This is a genomic window from Saccharopolyspora sp. NPDC003752, assembly GCF_053605825.1.
The window spans coordinates 94,978-110,042 of sequence record NZ_JBSGJZ010000020.1 but is presented as its reverse complement, the minus strand read 5'-3'; the positions used below and the strand labels follow the sequence as shown (position 1 = coordinate 110,042).

Below are 15,065 nucleotides of genomic sequence, written 5' to 3'. Positions count from 1 at the left end.
CCCCTGGCACGGCGCCGGTCCTCATGCCCATCCGGGCCGGCGCCGGGCCAGCGGATCCGGCAGCAACCCGAGCTGGCAGAGCCGGTCGAACGGCGAAAGCCGGTGCAGGCCGAGACCGGCCAGGTTGTGCATGACGGTGAAGCTGAGCCGCTGGTTGGCACCGGTGTTCCGCAGCGCCCGCCGGCCGATCGTGCGGCCCACCCACGACAGGTCGGTCAGCATGCGCGCGGCGTTGTGGCTGATCTTGCCGATCTGGCGCAGTTCGGGCAGGCGTCGGCGGTGGTAATCGACCAGCGCGATGTCCACATCGGACGCTTCGAGCGACCGGTCGGCGAGGCAGGTGCTCAGGGCGTGGGCGTCGTAGATGGCGCTGTTCATGCCTTGCGCCGCCATCGGATGCACCGAATGGGCCGCTTCGCCGACCAGAGCCATGCCGGGCGCGGACAGGCCGTCGGCGACGAACCGGGCCACCGGAAGCGTTTGCCGGTTCTGCAGACTGCCCCGCAACTGGTCCTCGAACGCCGCCAGATCGGGCAGTTCCGCGATCAGCGCGTCACCCCAGCGCCGCATCGCGTCCTGCTCCATGCCCCGGAGCTCGTCCGGTTCCACCTGGACGTAGAGCCGGATCCGGTCCCCGGGCAGCGGATAGCGCATTCGCAGACCGCGGTCGGTGACATAGGCGGTCACCTCCGCCGCCGCGCCGGGCACGTCGGGGATGTCGAGGGCGACCAGCCGGTGCGGGTAGTCCTTCCGGTTCGCGTCGATGCCCGCCGCACGCCGGAGCCGCGATGAAACGCCGTCGGCCGCGATCACCAGCGGTGCGCGGATTTCGTGCGCACCTCCGCCTTCCCGCACGGTCACTCCGGTGATTCGTCCGGTGTCGTCGCGAACCGCCTCGCGGACCGTCACACCGCGGCGAAGCCCGACGGTCTCCGGCAGGCTTTCGGCGAGCGCGCCCAGGATCGACTCGTGGTCGGCCGACAGCAGCCAGTTGGTCGCTTCCGGCAACTGCGTGTAGTCCAGCGACATCCGGGCGTCACCCCGGCCCTCGCAGGCGACCAGCGCGGAAAGCCGTACCGAGCCTTGACGTTCCAGGCGTTCGGTGACTCCCCACGCATCCAGGATCTTCAACGCCCCGGGTTGCAGCACCTCGCCCTTCGGTATCCGGGGCACCCTCGGTTGCTTCTCGACGACCACGACCCGCAGCCCCAGCGAGCCGAGCGCATGTCCGGCGGCCAGGCCGCCCACACCCGCCCCGCAGACCACGACGTCCGCACGCTCGGTGCCGACTTCCTCGAAAGCGGGAGAGCTCATGTCGGCTGGGTCTCCTTGTCGTCGGCGGCGATTTCGTGTTTCGACCGCATCACGGCCTGGGTCCACAGGCTGAAGACCAGCACCAGGACGAGCAGCGAACCGACCGTGAACGCGGGGACGGTGCGAGCGAGGACCGCGCCGGCGAGAACGAGGCGTTCGGCGACCAGGAGCTCATGTGCCCGCAACGCACGAGCCTGGCTCAGCGTCGGCGCCAGCCACAGCAGCGGCAGCACCGCGACCAGGCCGACGCAGGCCGCTACGGCGAGCAGCACCGGGTAGCCGGGCCGGTGCGGCAGCAAGAGGCCGAATGCAGCGCTGACGATCGCCGAGACGTACAGAACCGCGGTCAGCCGGGTGGCGTAGCGCATCCCGTATCGCACGGGCACCGACCGGTAACCGGCGGCGCGATCGCCGTCCACGTCGCGGAGCGTGCCGACCAGATTGGACGCCGTGTCGTGCAGCAGGAAGACCGCGGAGAACACGACCGCCGGCCAACCGGGCAGCGGATCGACGACCATGGAGCCGATCAGGAAGGCCAGCGCGGTGATCAGGCCGCGCACCAGGTTCCCGGAGAGACCACGGGCCTTGCAGAACCTGCTGTAGGCCACGATTCCGCCCAGTGCCACGACCACCAGCAGCAGCGTCCGCCAGTTCGCCCAGGTCAGCAGCGTCGCCGCGCCGACCGCGAACCCGATGCCGCAGGTGAGCGCGGTCCCGGCCGGCAGCCTTCCGGACGGGATGGGGCGCTGCGGTTTCGCGACCCGGTCCAGCTCCCGGTCGAAGTAGTCACCGAGGTAGTGCCCGGACAGCCAGCCGAACGCGGGCCCGCAGCCGGCGATGACGAACTCGGCGAGCCCGGCCGCGCCGCCGACACCGGCCCCCGCGACGCCCACGAGCACCGGATAGCAAAGCGTGTACGGCCGGCAGGTCTGCACGTGCGCCCACAGGCTCCGGCGCGCTCGCTCCCATCGGTCGCGCATGGCTACCGGTTCCGGTCGATGGACAGATCGGCGATGGCCAGCATCTGCTCGACCGCCGCTGTCCCCGGCAGGTCCGCGATGCTCTCTCGGGCCCAGGCGATCTCTTCCGCGGCGCGCGCCCGGCTGAGGTCCAGCGCTCCGGTGGTGATCAGGAGCTCTCGCATGAGCCGGTGCGAATCCGCGACCGGCAGCCGGCCCGACAACGCCTCGGCGAACCGGCGCCGGTCGCCGTCCCCGGCGGCCTGGTAGCCGACGAGCACCGGGAAGGTGGGGCGCAGATTGGCCACGTCGCTGGTGGCCGGCTTGCCCGTCGTCGGGGAATCGGCCAGATAGGGCAGCAGATCGTCGAAGATCTGGAAGCCCACGCCGAGATGCTCGGCATACCGGGTGACGGCGTCGGCGTGTTCGGCGGTGGCGCCACCGAGGATCGCCCCGGCCCGGCAGGCGCCCCGGAACAGCGCGCCGGTCTTGAGCGCCACCATTTCCTGGTAGTCGCCGACCGGGCAGTTCAGATCGCCGGCCATGCCGGCTTCCCGGACCTGCCCCCGGCACACATCGGATCCCGCGGTGGACAGCACCCGGGCCGCTTCGAGCACGGCGGCCGGCTGCACGGCCGTGCATTCGAGGAGTGCGCTGGTCATGTTCAGGATCAGGAAATCGCCCGTGACCAGCGCGTCGGGCATGCCGTAGTGGGCGTGCACGGTGGGCCGGCCCCGGCGCAGGTCGTCATCGTCGATGATGTCGTCGTGCACCAGCGTGGCCACGTGCAGGTATTCCACGGCAAGGGCGGCCGGTAGCAGCTGTGCGCTGTCGCCGCCGGTGGCATCCGCCGAGGTGAGCAGCAGCATCGGTCGCAGCATTTTGCCGGGCGCCAGCAGTGCGTAGCCGGCCATCTGGTCGGTCCGCTCGGCGACCGCCGACCACCTCTTCCGCATCTCGCGGTTGAGCAGCCCGATCAGTTCCGGGGAGCCGAATCCGGTGGGCACCGCGTAGGTTTCGGTGTTGGTCATGTCAGGCGCGATCGACGGAAACCGACTGCCGCGCCGGGGAGTCGCCGCCCGGCGGTTCGTCGCCGTGCAGGAAACGCCGGGTGAGTTCGAGCAATGCGTCGTTGGCCTCGGGAGTGCCGACCGTCACCCGGACCCCGGCGCCGCCGGCGAGCGTCCGCACCTCGATGCCACCGGCCGCGCAGAAGCGCACGAACGACTCGTTCGCCTCGCCGAGCGTCAGCCAGTGGAAGTTGCCATGGCTGTGGGGCACCTCCAGGCCGAGCGCGAGCAACCGCTCGTGCACCCGGTCGCGTTCGGCGGCGACTTCGGCGCACTGCCGTCGCATCACCTCCTCGGCGCGCAGCGCGGCGATCGCGGCATCCTGCGCCACGGTGCTGACCCGGAAGAAGTACGAGCCGGGCCGGAGTCCGGTGACCACTGCCTCGTCGGCGATCAGGTAACCGACCCGGAGCCCGAGCAGCCCGTGGGACTTGGAGAAGGTGCGCACCACGCAAACGCGCGGATCTTCGGCGGCGAGCCGGATGCCGTCGGCGATCGCGGATCGGTCGGCGAAATCGGCGTACGCCTCGTCGATCAGCACGAGGACGCCGGCGGGCAGGCGGTCCAGGAACGCCCGCATCTCGGCCTCGCCGAACACGGTTCCGGTCGGGTTGTTCGGATTGCACAGCAGCACGACCTTGGTCCGCTCGGTGACCGCGTCGGCCATCGCCGCCAGGTCGTGAGCGTCCTCCCGGAGCGCCACCGGCACCGCCGTGGCACCCGCATTGCCCACCAGCAGCGGATACATCTCGAACGACGGCCACGCGTGCACGACCTCGCCGCCACCCGCGAAGGCGGTGAGGAACTGCTGCAGGAGCGCCCCCGAGCCGGGGCCGACGAACACCTGCGCGGAATCCAGCCCGAAATGTCCGGCGATCGCCCGCGTCAACCCGGAGGACATCGCGTCGAGCGTCAGGTTGACCCGACCGGCTCCGTCCACAATGGCCTCGCGCACTCCGGGCAAGGGCGCCGCGAAATTCTCGTTCAGGGACAATTGGTGCCGGATGATAGTCACAGGCTGATCTCCGTTCATGACGTGCACACGTTCTCACCGCGCAGCGGAATCCGGTCGCGGCCGATGGGGCGGCGAAAGGCGAACAGGCTTGACCGAAACGAGGAAGACCGGGATTCGGGCCGGGCGGATCGGAGGATCGGCCGGCCGCGAAACGGCTGCGCGATCAGTCCGCGGGCTCCCGCCTGAACCGCGGCGCGGGCTCGTGGCGCGTGCCGTCGAGCGGCACCGCGTCCGGAAGTGGATCGTTCGGTAGGCGTGCGTCGCGGACAGGGGACCCGTGGCCTGCGATCTCCAAGTTCACTCCTTCGGCAAGGGAATCCTTCACCAGGAAGCCCCGCTCGTCCCGGACACCTCTTCCTGCCAGGGCGATGCGGGGAACAGGCGGTCGGCGCCCCGTTCCGGCGCGGACCAGGGCGGATCCGTCTCTTCGTCGTGGACTTGTGATATTGATCTTGATTACTTCAGACCGGACGCCATCGTGTCAACGGGTCGGCGCCGAGAATGGCGCGAACGGGCAAATGATGTTGCCCGATAGCCCCTTGAAGTCCATCAACTTGAAGATGCTCCGACTACGGTGCATCGCGGGCGGCGGCGGACCGGCGTTGTACCGACATGTGCGAAATCGCCGGTATACTACTGAAAAGCGGGTTCCGCGTGCTCCAGACCCCGGACCCTCCGGTGTCGATCTGGCTCATCGCGCGAAGACCTGGTCGAGCCAGGAGTGATCGAGTACGGTGAAACACGCGCGAAATCGGTTAGCGGACAACGCATTTCGCCCGGTTTCCGTGACCACGACGCCGACGACCTGCCCGATCAACAGGTCGTCACCTGGTCGGCGGTTGCGGCGGGTACGCGCGCAGGTGCGGGTACCCGCCGGTTCGAAGAGGTCCTTCCCGGGCCACCGCGCCCCGCCACGAGTTGCCGAATACCACGACTGGGCTGGAGGAATCCGCATGACGACGGTGCAGGCCGACCCCGATCCGTTCACGGGCGCGCTCGACGAGGCGATCCGTGAGGGCGCGGAGGCGCTGTTCCTCGCTCAGCGTGCCGACGGCGTGTTCGACTACAGCGAGGACAACCTGACCTCGACGCTGGGGACGGTCGGTGCGCTGTCGGCGCTGCACTACGCCGATCCGGACGGCAGTGCGGACCTGATCGCGGCGGGCGCCGGGTGGCTCAGGCGAACGCAGAACGCCGACGGCGGCTGGGCGATGGTTCCCGGCCTGTCCAGCGAGGCCGGGCCGACGGCCGTCGGCTCGGCCGTGCTCCACCTGGTCGACCCGGTGGGCAGCGCCGAGTCGGTGGCGGCCGGGCAGCGCTGGATGACGGATTTCGGCGGCCTGGACGCGATCCCGCACCCCGAGGTCGTCTCGTGGTGCCGGCAGTACTACGGCTTCGTCGGCTGGCTGGCTCCCGAGGAAATGCGCCGCTTCCCGCTGGAGGTGGCGCTATTTCCGGGCCTGTACCGCAGGCTGTTCGACCTGCGCGTGCCGATGGCGTTCGCGCTCGGCCTCGCCCAGGCCCGGCACAAGCCCCTCACCCGCTTCCAGCGGGTGCTGGCCCGGCTGGGGAAGCCGAACGCGCTGACGGCGATCCGGCAGGTCTACGAGCACGAGGGCTCGACCGGGGCCTGGTGCGAGAACGCCTGGGTCACCGGTCTGGTCTGCACCGGTCTGGCCCGCGCGGCGCTGGCGCCGGACATGGTCGAAGCCGCGGTCAAGTGGTTTCGCCGGACGATGGACCCCGACGGCTGGTGGCAGACCGGACCGCTCGACGCGGCGTGGACGATGTACGCCGCGCGCGGTCTAGCCGAGGCCGGTTACGCCCACGACCCGAGGCTGGCCGCGTCGGCCGAGCTGTTCGTGCGCCTCCAGCAGCATCGCCCGTTCCGCGCGTTCGGGTGCCCACCGGGCTACTGGGGCTGGGCGGGCACCGAGGGCTGGCCGTCGACCTTGGAGACGAGCGAGATCCTTTCCGTGCTGTGCCGGCTGCCCGGCGGAGGGCAGGCCAGGGCGATCGAGCGCGGTGTCGACTGGCTGACCCGGTTGCAGGACACCCGCGGCTCCTGGGGACTCTGCGTGCGCAACACCAAGGTCGCCAACAGCGGGCCGTGCCCGATGACCACCGTGCAGGCCGTCGACGCGCTGCTCGACGCGGGTGTCCCGGCGGATGACCGCCGGGTTCGCCGCGCGCTGCGCTGGCTCGCCAAGGCCCAGTTGCCGGACGGCGCCTTCGAGTCGGTGTGGTACCGGCACCACACGATGGCTACCGCCGCCGTGCTCGAAACCTTCTCCAAAGCCGGCTTGGCGGACGACGGAACGGCCCGCCGGGCGAGGGCATGGCTGGAACGCGCCCGGCTGTCCGACGGGTCGTGGGGCGACGGGGCTGGTGCGTCCGCCACCGTCGAAGAGACCGGCTGGGCGATCTCGGGCCTGCTGGCCTCGGGCGCCGATCCGGCTCACGTGCGTCCCGGGGTGGACTGGTTGCTGGCGAGGCGGAAGCCCGGCGGTGGATGGCCGGCGGAGAGCGTCCACGAGTACGTGCGCTACGTGAGCCGGTACAGCAACCCCGCGTTCACGCAGGGCATGGCCCTTCGCGCGCTCGGCCGCTACCGGGATGCGGTGCGCTGATCCCGCGGGTATTCCGGCATCGCCGCACGGCGCACTCCAAGGAACGGAGAACCCCATGACAGGTGCGACGCAAGAGGATTCCTTCACCGAGCACTACTGGCGGGACCCGCACGCGGCGCTCGCCGGGACGCGCGAGACCTGTCCCGTCCGCGAGGTCGACTTCGAGGGCGGGCGGACCTGGCTGGTCACCCGCTACGACGACGTGCGCGCGGGGCTCGCCGACGAGCGGCTGGCGAAGGACTGGCGGTCCAGTCTGCCCGCCGAGGAACGCGCGTCCGCGCCGCCTGGGCTGCCCGCCCCGATGTCGCACATGCTGACCTCGCTCGACCCGCCTGAGCACACCCGGCTGCGAAGCCTGGTCACCCAGGCGTTCACCGCTCGCCGGATCGCCAGGCTGCGCCCACGCGTCGAGTCCGTCGCCGGGGAACTGCTGGCGGCTCTGCCCGAGGACGAACCGGTCGATCTCGTGGCGCGGTACGCGATCGTGCTGCCGATGGTGGTGATCAGCGAACTGCTCGGCGTTCCCGAGATCGATCGTGACGAGTTCGCTCGCCTGTCCACCGTCCTCATCGACGAATGCCCCGAGCCCGAGCTGGAGCGCGCCTCCGCCCAGATGGCCACCTACCTGGAGGGGCTGGTCGCGGCCAAGCGCGCCGCGCCCGACGATGCACTGCTCTCCGCGCTGATCTCGGCGTCCGACGAGGGTGACCGGCTCTCCGACCTGGAGATCGTGGCGATGGCCATGCTGCTGCTGATGGCGGGCCACGAGACGACCGCGGTGTTCATCACCAACAGCGTCCGCGCCCTGGTGACCGACGACTCCGCCCGCGAGCGGCTCGCCAGGCCCGAGTCGGCGCCGTCGCTGATCGAGGAGTTGCTGCGCTGGCTCTCGCCGGCCCTCAACGCCTCATTGCGGTTCGCCACCGAAGACCTGGAGATCGGCGGTGTCGCGATCCCCAGGGGCGCATCGGTCACCCTGTCCACGGGTGCGGCCAACCGCGACCCGGCGCGGTTCGGGGATCCGGACGTGCTGGACCCGGACCGCAACACCACCGGCCACCTCGCCTTCGGCTACGGCATCCACCGATGTCTGGGTGCCGCCCTGGTCCGGCTGGAGGGCGAGGTCGGGCTGGCCGCCCTGTTCAACCGCTTCCCGCGACTGCGCATCGTGGCCGACCCGGCCGAGCTGACCTACCGCCGCAGCGTCCACGTGCACGCCCCGCGCACGTTGCCGGTGGTGCTCGGGGGCTGAGGATCGAGATCGAACGCAACCGAGCAGCCGATCGTGTCTCCGCCGGAGAGTGTTTTCACCCTCTACGCGGAAGACCCACGTCTCCGGGTCGTGAGTGCCTATGGCTGCTGTAGCGGCCATAGGCACTCACGACTGAGGGGCGCCGGGTCGTGAGTGGTCATGGCCGCCAGAGCGACCACAGGCACTCACGACCCCTGTACATGCGGGACCTGCACCCGGTCAGAAGACCGACCATCCGGTCAGCGTGGTGAAGTGATCGAGCGCGGCCACACCGGCCACGGAGTTGCCGCGCTTGTCCAGCCCCGGGCTCCACACCGCGATCGCGCACCGGCCCGGCACGATCGAGAGTATCCCGCCGCCGACCCCGCTCTTGCCCGGGACGCCGACCCGGTAGGCGAAATCCCCGGCGGCGTCGTAGGTCCCGCAGGTGAGCATGATCGCGTTGATCCGCTTGGCCTGCCTGCTGGTGACCAGCTGCGAACCGTCGCGGCGGACACCGTGCGCGGCGAGGAACAGCCCCGCCAGGGCCAGGTCGCGGCAGCTCATCTCGATCGAGCACTGCCGGACGTAGTGGTCGAGCACGGTCGCCACCGGGTTGCGCATGTTGCCGTAGGACGCCATGAAATGGGTCAGGGCCAGGTTGCGGTCCGCGTGCGCCGCTTCGGAGGCAGCAACCTCCTCGTCGACCCGCAGAGCCGAGTTGCCGCTTTCGGCGCGCAGGAACGCGAGCAGCTCCCCGGTGGCGTCGCCGGCCAGGGAGATCAGTTCATCGGTGACCGTCAGCGCGCCCGCGTTGATGAAGGGGTTCCTGGGAATCCCGCGTTCGTGCTCCAACTGGACCAGCGAGTTGAAGGCGCTGCCCGACGGCTCCCGGCCCACGCGCTGCCAGAGCGCCTCATCGCTGCGGGCCAGGACGAGGGCGAGGGTGAAGACCTTCGAGATGCTCTGCATCGAGAACGGCGTCTCCCAGTCGCCGACCCCGTGGACGCCGCCGTCGAGATCGGCGAGCGCGATGCCGAAGTGGCCGGGGTCGACTCGCGCGAGCGCCGGGATGTAATCCGCGACCATTCCGGCCCCGCGCAGCGGGGCGACCTCGTCCGCGATCCGTTCGAGCAGCTGACTCAATTCCACGGAGGACCATCATGTCATCGCCGCGACCGGTCCCCTACCCGCGGTGGCCGGTCACGATCATTCTCCCGCGCCACAAGCTGATCGTGCCGCTGCGAGGGCTTCATGCCGCGCTGCGCCCCGACCGCATCGATCATCCGAACCCGACGACCGGTCGCGCCGCCCTGGACAGTCCACAAAGGTCTCGATCAACAAGACCGGCAGGTGACCGCCCGGTGATCCCGCAGTTTCAATTGAAACTGCGGGATCACCGCCGTCCGCGAGATCCGCCAGCGGACACAATGCGCCGGGCAAGTCAAGGCGCGCATCGCACGAAGGGCCGTGAGATTTAGCGCACCTGGACCACGGAGCGGCGCGGGTGTGCCAGGGTCTGGCCTCATGCTGATTGCTGAGCTCGCCACGTGGATCTCCGCCGGCCTGGCGATCGTGGCCGTCGGGCTCGCGGCCTGGCAGCTCTGGCTGGCCCGCCGCGCGGCCCGCGAAGCGCTGGAACGAGCGGAGGCGATGCGCCGCCTGGCGGCGGCCGTGGAAAACAACGCCGCCAAGGCGGCCGGGTCCGCGCAAGCCGCACGCGCGCAGGCCGAACGAGCCTGGGAGCAGGTGAAGCTGTCCGACCGGCAGCTCGAAGAGGCGAAGCAGGAGCGCCGGACCGCCACCCAGACGGAACAGTGGGAGTGGGCCTACGCCGTGACCACGGTCGCCCGGGAGCTGGTCGACACGGGCCAGGAACTGATCCGCAGCGCCCTGGACACCCAGGTGGCCCCGCACCACCGCGTCGCCGCGGAGCGCTACTACCGCCAGACCACCCGGCGCTGGCAGGAAACGATGATCAAGGCGGTGGCGCGAACCTCCCCGCCGCTGGAAGTGCAGCAGCAGTTCGTGACGTTCTCCGACGTGCACCAACGCCTCCACGGCCACCTCGGAGTGCTGTTGCGCGCGGTCGAAACGAGCACGCTGGCCGAAGGCGACGCGCTGACCAAGCAGATCCTGGGCCTGCGCCACGAGCTCAACAACGCGCACCGGAACCTGCAGCGAACGGTCAGCGCGAGCCTGACCGCCCCGGACAGCCCGACCCAGCAGATCGCCGCCACCCCCGGCAGCTAGACCGCCCTCGCGTCAGCGCCCTTCGAGGAGCGCCCTGAGCGCGCCGGCGAACTGCGCGGGACGTTCGATGGGCCCGAGATGGCCGCCGGGGAACTCGTTCAGCGGCAGTCCGAGCCCGGTGGCGAGGGCCGCGGCGGCCCGGTAGGGAAGCTGGCCCCGGGAGTCGATGCCGGCGACGGGAACCAGTCGCGGGCCCACCTCGCCGAGCGCGGCGAGGTCGACCTCGGCGGTGGTGAACGGGATCAGGACGTGCTCCAGGAACAGCGGTTGGAGGTCGCCGAGCCGGGAGAACAGCTCCAGCAGTTCCGGGGTGGGCGGTTCGGGGAGGGTCTCGGCGTAGCCGTCGAACCAGTCGCCGGGGTGGCGCAGTTCCGGGGAGTCCGTGCCGGGTTCCGGGGCCGTCATGGTCTCGGTCATGAGCCGGCCCGCTTCGTCCATCCCCTGGGTGCGCGCGGCCGTCCGGACCGCTTCGAGCTCGTCCCGGTAGCGTGCGGCGTCCGGCAGCAGGCCGAGCACCGGGGGCTCGTGGACGACCGCGAGGCGGAGGCGGTCGGGGTGGCGGGTCAGCAGTTCGAGGGTCGTGATGGCGCCGGCGCTGAAGGCGAACACGATCGGCGGCTCGTCGAAGAGCGCCTCGATCAGGCCGAGGGTGTCCTCGGCGTAGACCTTCGGGTGCTGGTCGCCGTGCTCGGTGCCCGGCCGCGCCGAGGCCAAGCGGCCGGACATCGCGACGACGCGGTAGTGGTCGGCCAGGTGCGCGGCGATCCCGTCGAGGACGCCGGCGTGGCCGGCGCCGCCGGGCAGGAGCAGCAGCGGAGGGCCGTCGCCGCAGTCGCGGTAGTCGATGGGAGTGCCGTCGATGTTGAGCGTTCCGGTGCGGATGGGTTTCTCCTGTTTCGGGTTTCTAGATCGTCGACCAGTTGGTCAGGGTGTGGTGGAGCGTGTCGACCGCCCGCCGCCATGAGACGTCGAGGCTGTGGTCGGCGGTGAAGCCACCGGTGGCCTCCAGGTCGCTGAAGCCGTGCAAGGTGCTGCGCAGCAACCGGACCGCGTCGGTGGCGTCGGGTTCGGAGAGGTCGTAGCCGCGCAGCAGCGCGTAGCAGACCTCGACGATGCGAGCCACGCCCGCCGATGCGGCGAGCCCCTCGGACGACACCGGGTACCGGGTGGCCGCGTAGCGGCCGGGATGCCCTGTCGCCATGGCCCGGTAGGCGTCGGCGAAGGCGATCAGGGCGTCGTAGCGGGACCGTCCCGCCACGGCCGCGCCCAGCTCGTCGGCCCATTCGGTGAGCGCGAGCAGCGCCACGCGCTCCTGCAGGTCGGCGAGGCCCCGGATGTGGGTGTACAGGCTGGCGTCGCGGACGCCGAAGCGCTTCGCGAGCGCCGCCAGCGTCAGATTCTCGAAGCCGATCTCGTCGGCGAGGTCGGCGGCGGCGGACACAAGGGCATCCGGAGTGATCCTCTCACGCGGCATCAGGTTTCCTAACCTCCCTAGGATTGAACCTAATATACATAGGAAAAAAGAGAGTGCAACTAGGCTGGCACTCGGGCGGAACCGTGGGGCGGCCGCTGCCCGCGGGGCGGCGACGGGCGGCCATCGGCGGAGGGTGCGGCGCACCTGGGCGGCGGGCGTGGTCAGTCGTTCCACCTCGGCGAGCACCCGGGACACCTCGCAGCGCATGCCGATCATCCCGGACGCCAGCAACGCGTCGATGCGGCGGCGCGCGGTGCTGACGCTGATCCCCGCCCCCTTGGCGAGATCCGTGTACGACGCGCGCGGAGCATTCGCCAGCAACCGCAGCAGGTTTCGGTCGACCGGCCGCAGCGCCTGGATCGAGAAGCCCTAGCCGCCGGGCCGCGAACGCCTGATCCGCTCCTGCTGAGCGGCATCGAGGTTCCAGTCACCGCCCTGGGCGTACAGCTCCGTGACGAGCCGCGACGACCGGCGCGGCCGCGGCCTCGCGAACCGCTTGACGTTCGGCGAAGCGGCAGGGGTGGGCGGATCGCCCACCCCTGCGCCGGTGTCATCGCCGGTCCGCTCGCCAGTTGTCGAATTCCTCCGCGGTGGTCACGCCGTGGTCCAGCACTGCCCGGTACACCTCGTAGCTGGCGACGCCGTCGGCCGGTCTCTTCGCGAGTTCTTCCTTGATGGCCAGCACCAGGGCCCGGTGGTCGTCGTCGAGCCTGGGCGCGAGGGTTCGCAGGTGTTCGAGGTCCGGTTGCCGGTCGGGTCGATCGACGAACCAGATGTCCAGCGTCCAGTCCGCACCGTCCACGGCCCGGTAGGAAACGCCCAGGTACAGGCCGTCCGGGTAGCGGGGGTCGGTGTTCCACATCCCGGTGTCGTCGCGGAACCGGACCTCCCGGACCCGTTCCAGCACCGCGAGTTCAGCGCCGATGCGCGCGACGGCCAGGTGGGCGTCCCGGTCCAGTTCCCGGCACACCACGGTGACGTCGAGATCCCGCCGCACCATGACCCCCAGGGCCGAGCTGCCGACCTGCACCGGCTCACCGACCGCGCCGAGAACGGCCATCAGGTCGAGCTCGGCGGCGACCTGGCGAGCCTCACCGTTGATGAGTTCCTGCTGCTCCAAAAGGCGTTCCGCCGTCACACCCCGGATTCTGCCGTGCGCGCACCGCGCCCTCGCACGGCAGGTGCCTCGGAGGCCCGGGCCGATCTCCCGCGGTGTACTCGCAGCGGACGTCTGCCGCCACTACTCGGTCGTTCCGAGCTGGTTCCCGCCCGGGCCTGGCAGTCCACTGTGGACACCAGTGGATCACTCCTCCGCGCGGCCGGATCGCCGGACCGCGCGGTGGTGGAGCGCCGCGGTGCCGATGACGACCGCCAGGGCCGCCAGCGGCAGCAGCGGCAACGCACGCGGCACCGCGAACAGCAGGACCCCGCCCGCCGCGGCACCGGCCACCACCGCCAGCAGGAGTGCCGCTCCCCGCACGTCGAAAGCCCTGGCCCCGCCGCCGGTCGCGAGCCCTTCGACCACGCCGGTCAGCGTGCCGGTCAGGTACGTGGTGGACACCTTCGCCCTGCTCCCCAACCCGCGCATCGCCGCGCTCTGCAGGCCCATCCCGACCGATGCCAGCACCAGCAGTCCGAGCTGCCAGGCCCCGCTCGGCCGCGCGTCGGTGGCGACCCAGCCGGCGGCGAATCCGGCGAGCACGACCGCTTCGACCAGCAGGACCGCCGTGACCCGCACCGGCCAGAGCCGACCGCGCCGCCTCGGCGCCCCGGTGATGTGGCTGCCCGCCGCCACACCCGCGATGTAGCCCGCGAAAGCGACGAGAGCGTGCACTGCCAGCGGCGCGGAAGCCCGCGCGATCGCAAGGCCGAGCAGCACCAGGTTGCCGGTCATCACGCTGCTGAACACATCGCCGAGCCGGGTGAAGCTCGCGACGTCCACGGCGCCGCTGCCGAAGGCCAGCAGCACCGCCATGACCCCCAGCGGCGGATCGCCGCCCCCACCCCGAGCAGTGCTCACAGCGCGCCCACACCTACCTTCACGACGCACCACCCTCGTCCGGAAAGCGACCAGTCCCCTTGTGTACCGCGGCAGACCGGTTCCCGCCCGCGGAGCCGCCGTCACCTGGCGGCCGCGCGAAATGGAACAATCGGGCGCATGATCGAGTTCGCGTCGCCGCAGCAGATCGCCCACCGCACCTCCGCCGCAGTCGACGCGGCCGTCGGGGCGGGGCGCGACCTGGGGCTCACCGTGACCGATGCCCGGGTGCTCCACGACCTCTTCTCCGTCGTCGTCCACCTCGCGCCCGCACCGGTCGTGGCCCGGATTCCCACCGTGCTGCCGCACAACACCGGGCTCGGCTCCCTGGCGAGCCGCCAGCAGGCGGAACTGGACGTGACGCGGTGGCTCGCAGACCGGGGAACGCCCGTGATCCCGCCCAGCCCCCTCGTGCCCCGGGAACCCGTTCAGCGCGACGGGTTCTCGATGACGTTCTGGCAGTTCGTCGAGGAGGCCCGGGACGGGGAACCCGACTACGCGGCGAACTCCGAGCTCGCCGCCGACCTGCACGCCGCGCTGCGCGCATACCCCGGCCGGCTGTCGTTCCTGTCCTCTGCCGAACCGCAGTTCGTCGCGGAAAGCCTTGCCCTGCTGGAAAAGCGCCCCGACCTCATCGGTCCGGCGGAGCTCGATCGTGCAAGCCGGGAGTGGCAGGTCCTGGAACCGCTCGTCAGCTCGCGCGCGGCGTTCGAGGAGACGTTCCCCGGGGTCGACCTGCAGCCCATCCACGGCGACTCCCCGCCCGCGAACATCTTCGCCGGGGTGGACGGTCACCTCTTCGCCGACTTCGAACTGGTCACGCTGGGCCCCGTGGAGTGGGACCTGGCCGCGCTCGGCCCCGACCTCGAAGCCGCCTACAACCGCGGCGCGCAGCGCAACGACCTGCGGCCGTTGAACGACGAAGTCATGAAGTTCGTGAACGCCGTGGGGATGCTGCGGGTCGTCGCCACCCTCACGCTCGTGCCGCAACTTCCCGTGTTGGCGGAGTACCTGGAGCCTGCCGTCGCCCACTGGCAGGCGATGCCGTTCGCAGGCGGCATGACCGGCTGACACCGACGAG

General features: G+C 70.9%; 13 protein-coding genes and 1 pseudogene. 4 read left to right on the top strand and 10 right to left on the bottom strand.

What is annotated here, in order from left to right; genetic code table 11:
• Window positions 1-21: 21 nt before the first annotated feature.
• Genes ACWEV3_RS25065 through ACWEV3_RS25050 form a run of 4 tightly spaced genes read right to left on the bottom strand, consistent with a single transcriptional unit; the run spans window position 22 to window position 4,337 of the window.
• Entirely contained in the window at window positions 22-1,314 is a 1,293-nt protein-coding gene (locus ACWEV3_RS25065; protein WP_452616257.1) for an FAD-dependent oxidoreductase, read from the bottom strand.
• Window positions 1,311-2,294, bottom strand: coding sequence for a UbiA family prenyltransferase (locus tag ACWEV3_RS25060; RefSeq protein ID WP_452616256.1), 984 nt, complete (start codon window positions 2,292-2,294; stop codon window positions 1,311-1,313). Before ACWEV3_RS25060 ends, ACWEV3_RS25065 begins: the two co-directional genes overlap by 4 nt.
• A 2-nt stretch (window positions 2,295-2,296) precedes the next feature.
• Window positions 2,297-3,304: a polyprenyl synthetase family protein gene (locus ACWEV3_RS25055; protein WP_452616255.1), complete on the bottom strand. Its 1,008-nt coding sequence runs from the start codon at window positions 3,302-3,304 to the stop codon at window positions 2,297-2,299.
• 1 nt (window position 3,305) lies between these two features.
• A complete protein-coding gene (locus ACWEV3_RS25050; protein WP_452616254.1) occupies window positions 3,306-4,337 on the bottom strand; it encodes an aminotransferase class I/II-fold pyridoxal phosphate-dependent enzyme in 1,032 nt (343 codons plus the stop codon).
• 974 nt (window positions 4,338-5,311) lie between these two features.
• On the opposite strand from ACWEV3_RS25050, the gene ACWEV3_RS25045 reads away from it, so the two are divergent.
• Both ACWEV3_RS25045 and ACWEV3_RS25040 read left to right on the top strand, forming a co-directional pair.
• The gene (locus ACWEV3_RS25045) at window positions 5,312-6,988 is read left to right on the top strand and encodes a prenyltransferase/squalene oxidase repeat-containing protein (RefSeq protein WP_452616253.1); all 1,677 of its coding nucleotides are present in this window, start codon (window positions 5,312-5,314) and stop codon (window positions 6,986-6,988) included.
• Between the two features lie 55 nt (window positions 6,989-7,043).
• On the top strand, window positions 7,044-8,240 hold the full coding sequence (locus ACWEV3_RS25040) for a cytochrome P450 family protein (RefSeq protein ID WP_452616252.1): 1,197 nt from the start codon (window positions 7,044-7,046) through the stop codon (window positions 8,238-8,240).
• A gap of 219 nt (window positions 8,241-8,459) precedes the next feature.
• Here ACWEV3_RS25040 and ACWEV3_RS25035 read toward each other — a convergent pair whose 3' ends face one another.
• Window positions 8,460-9,371: a glutaminase gene (locus ACWEV3_RS25035; protein WP_452616251.1), complete on the bottom strand. Its 912-nt coding sequence runs from the start codon at window positions 9,369-9,371 to the stop codon at window positions 8,460-8,462.
• 375 nt (window positions 9,372-9,746) lie between these two features.
• Here ACWEV3_RS25035 and ACWEV3_RS25030 point away from each other — a divergent pair, with 375 nt between their 5' ends.
• Window positions 9,747-10,472 (top strand): hypothetical protein, encoded by a 726-nt coding sequence (locus ACWEV3_RS25030; protein ID WP_452616250.1) that lies wholly within the window; start codon window positions 9,747-9,749, stop codon window positions 10,470-10,472.
• Window positions 10,473-10,484: 12 nt separating this feature from the next.
• Here ACWEV3_RS25030 and ACWEV3_RS25025 read toward each other — a convergent pair whose 3' ends face one another.
• The 5 genes and pseudogenes from ACWEV3_RS25025 to ACWEV3_RS25005 all read right to left on the bottom strand — a co-directional run bounded on the left by ACWEV3_RS25025 (window position 10,485) and on the right by ACWEV3_RS25005 (window position 13,966).
• On the bottom strand, window positions 10,485-11,285 hold the full coding sequence (locus ACWEV3_RS25025; protein WP_452616283.1) for an alpha/beta fold hydrolase: 801 nt from the start codon (window positions 11,283-11,285) through the stop codon (window positions 10,485-10,487).
• A gap of 91 nt (window positions 11,286-11,376) precedes the next feature.
• Window positions 11,377-11,946: a TetR/AcrR family transcriptional regulator gene (locus tag ACWEV3_RS25020; RefSeq protein ID WP_452616282.1), complete on the bottom strand. Its 570-nt coding sequence runs from the start codon at window positions 11,944-11,946 to the stop codon at window positions 11,377-11,379.
• Window positions 11,947-12,213: 267 nt separating this feature from the next.
• Window positions 12,214-12,267, bottom strand: a pseudogene (locus tag ACWEV3_RS25015) (hypothetical protein); the annotation flags it as partial.
• Window positions 12,268-12,496: 229 nt separating this feature from the next.
• Complete coding sequence (locus ACWEV3_RS25010; protein WP_452616249.1) at window positions 12,497-13,084, bottom strand: hypothetical protein; 588 nt, start codon at window positions 13,082-13,084, stop codon at window positions 12,497-12,499.
• 165 nt (window positions 13,085-13,249) lie between these two features.
• On the bottom strand, window positions 13,250-13,966 hold the full coding sequence (locus tag ACWEV3_RS25005; RefSeq protein ID WP_452616248.1) for a YoaK family protein: 717 nt from the start codon (window positions 13,964-13,966) through the stop codon (window positions 13,250-13,252).
• 138 nt (window positions 13,967-14,104) lie between these two features.
• Here ACWEV3_RS25005 and ACWEV3_RS25000 point away from each other — a divergent pair, with 138 nt between their 5' ends.
• Window positions 14,105-15,055 (top strand): phosphotransferase, encoded by a 951-nt coding sequence (locus ACWEV3_RS25000; protein ID WP_452616247.1) that lies wholly within the window; start codon window positions 14,105-14,107, stop codon window positions 15,053-15,055.
• Window positions 15,056-15,065 lie beyond the last annotated feature (10 nt).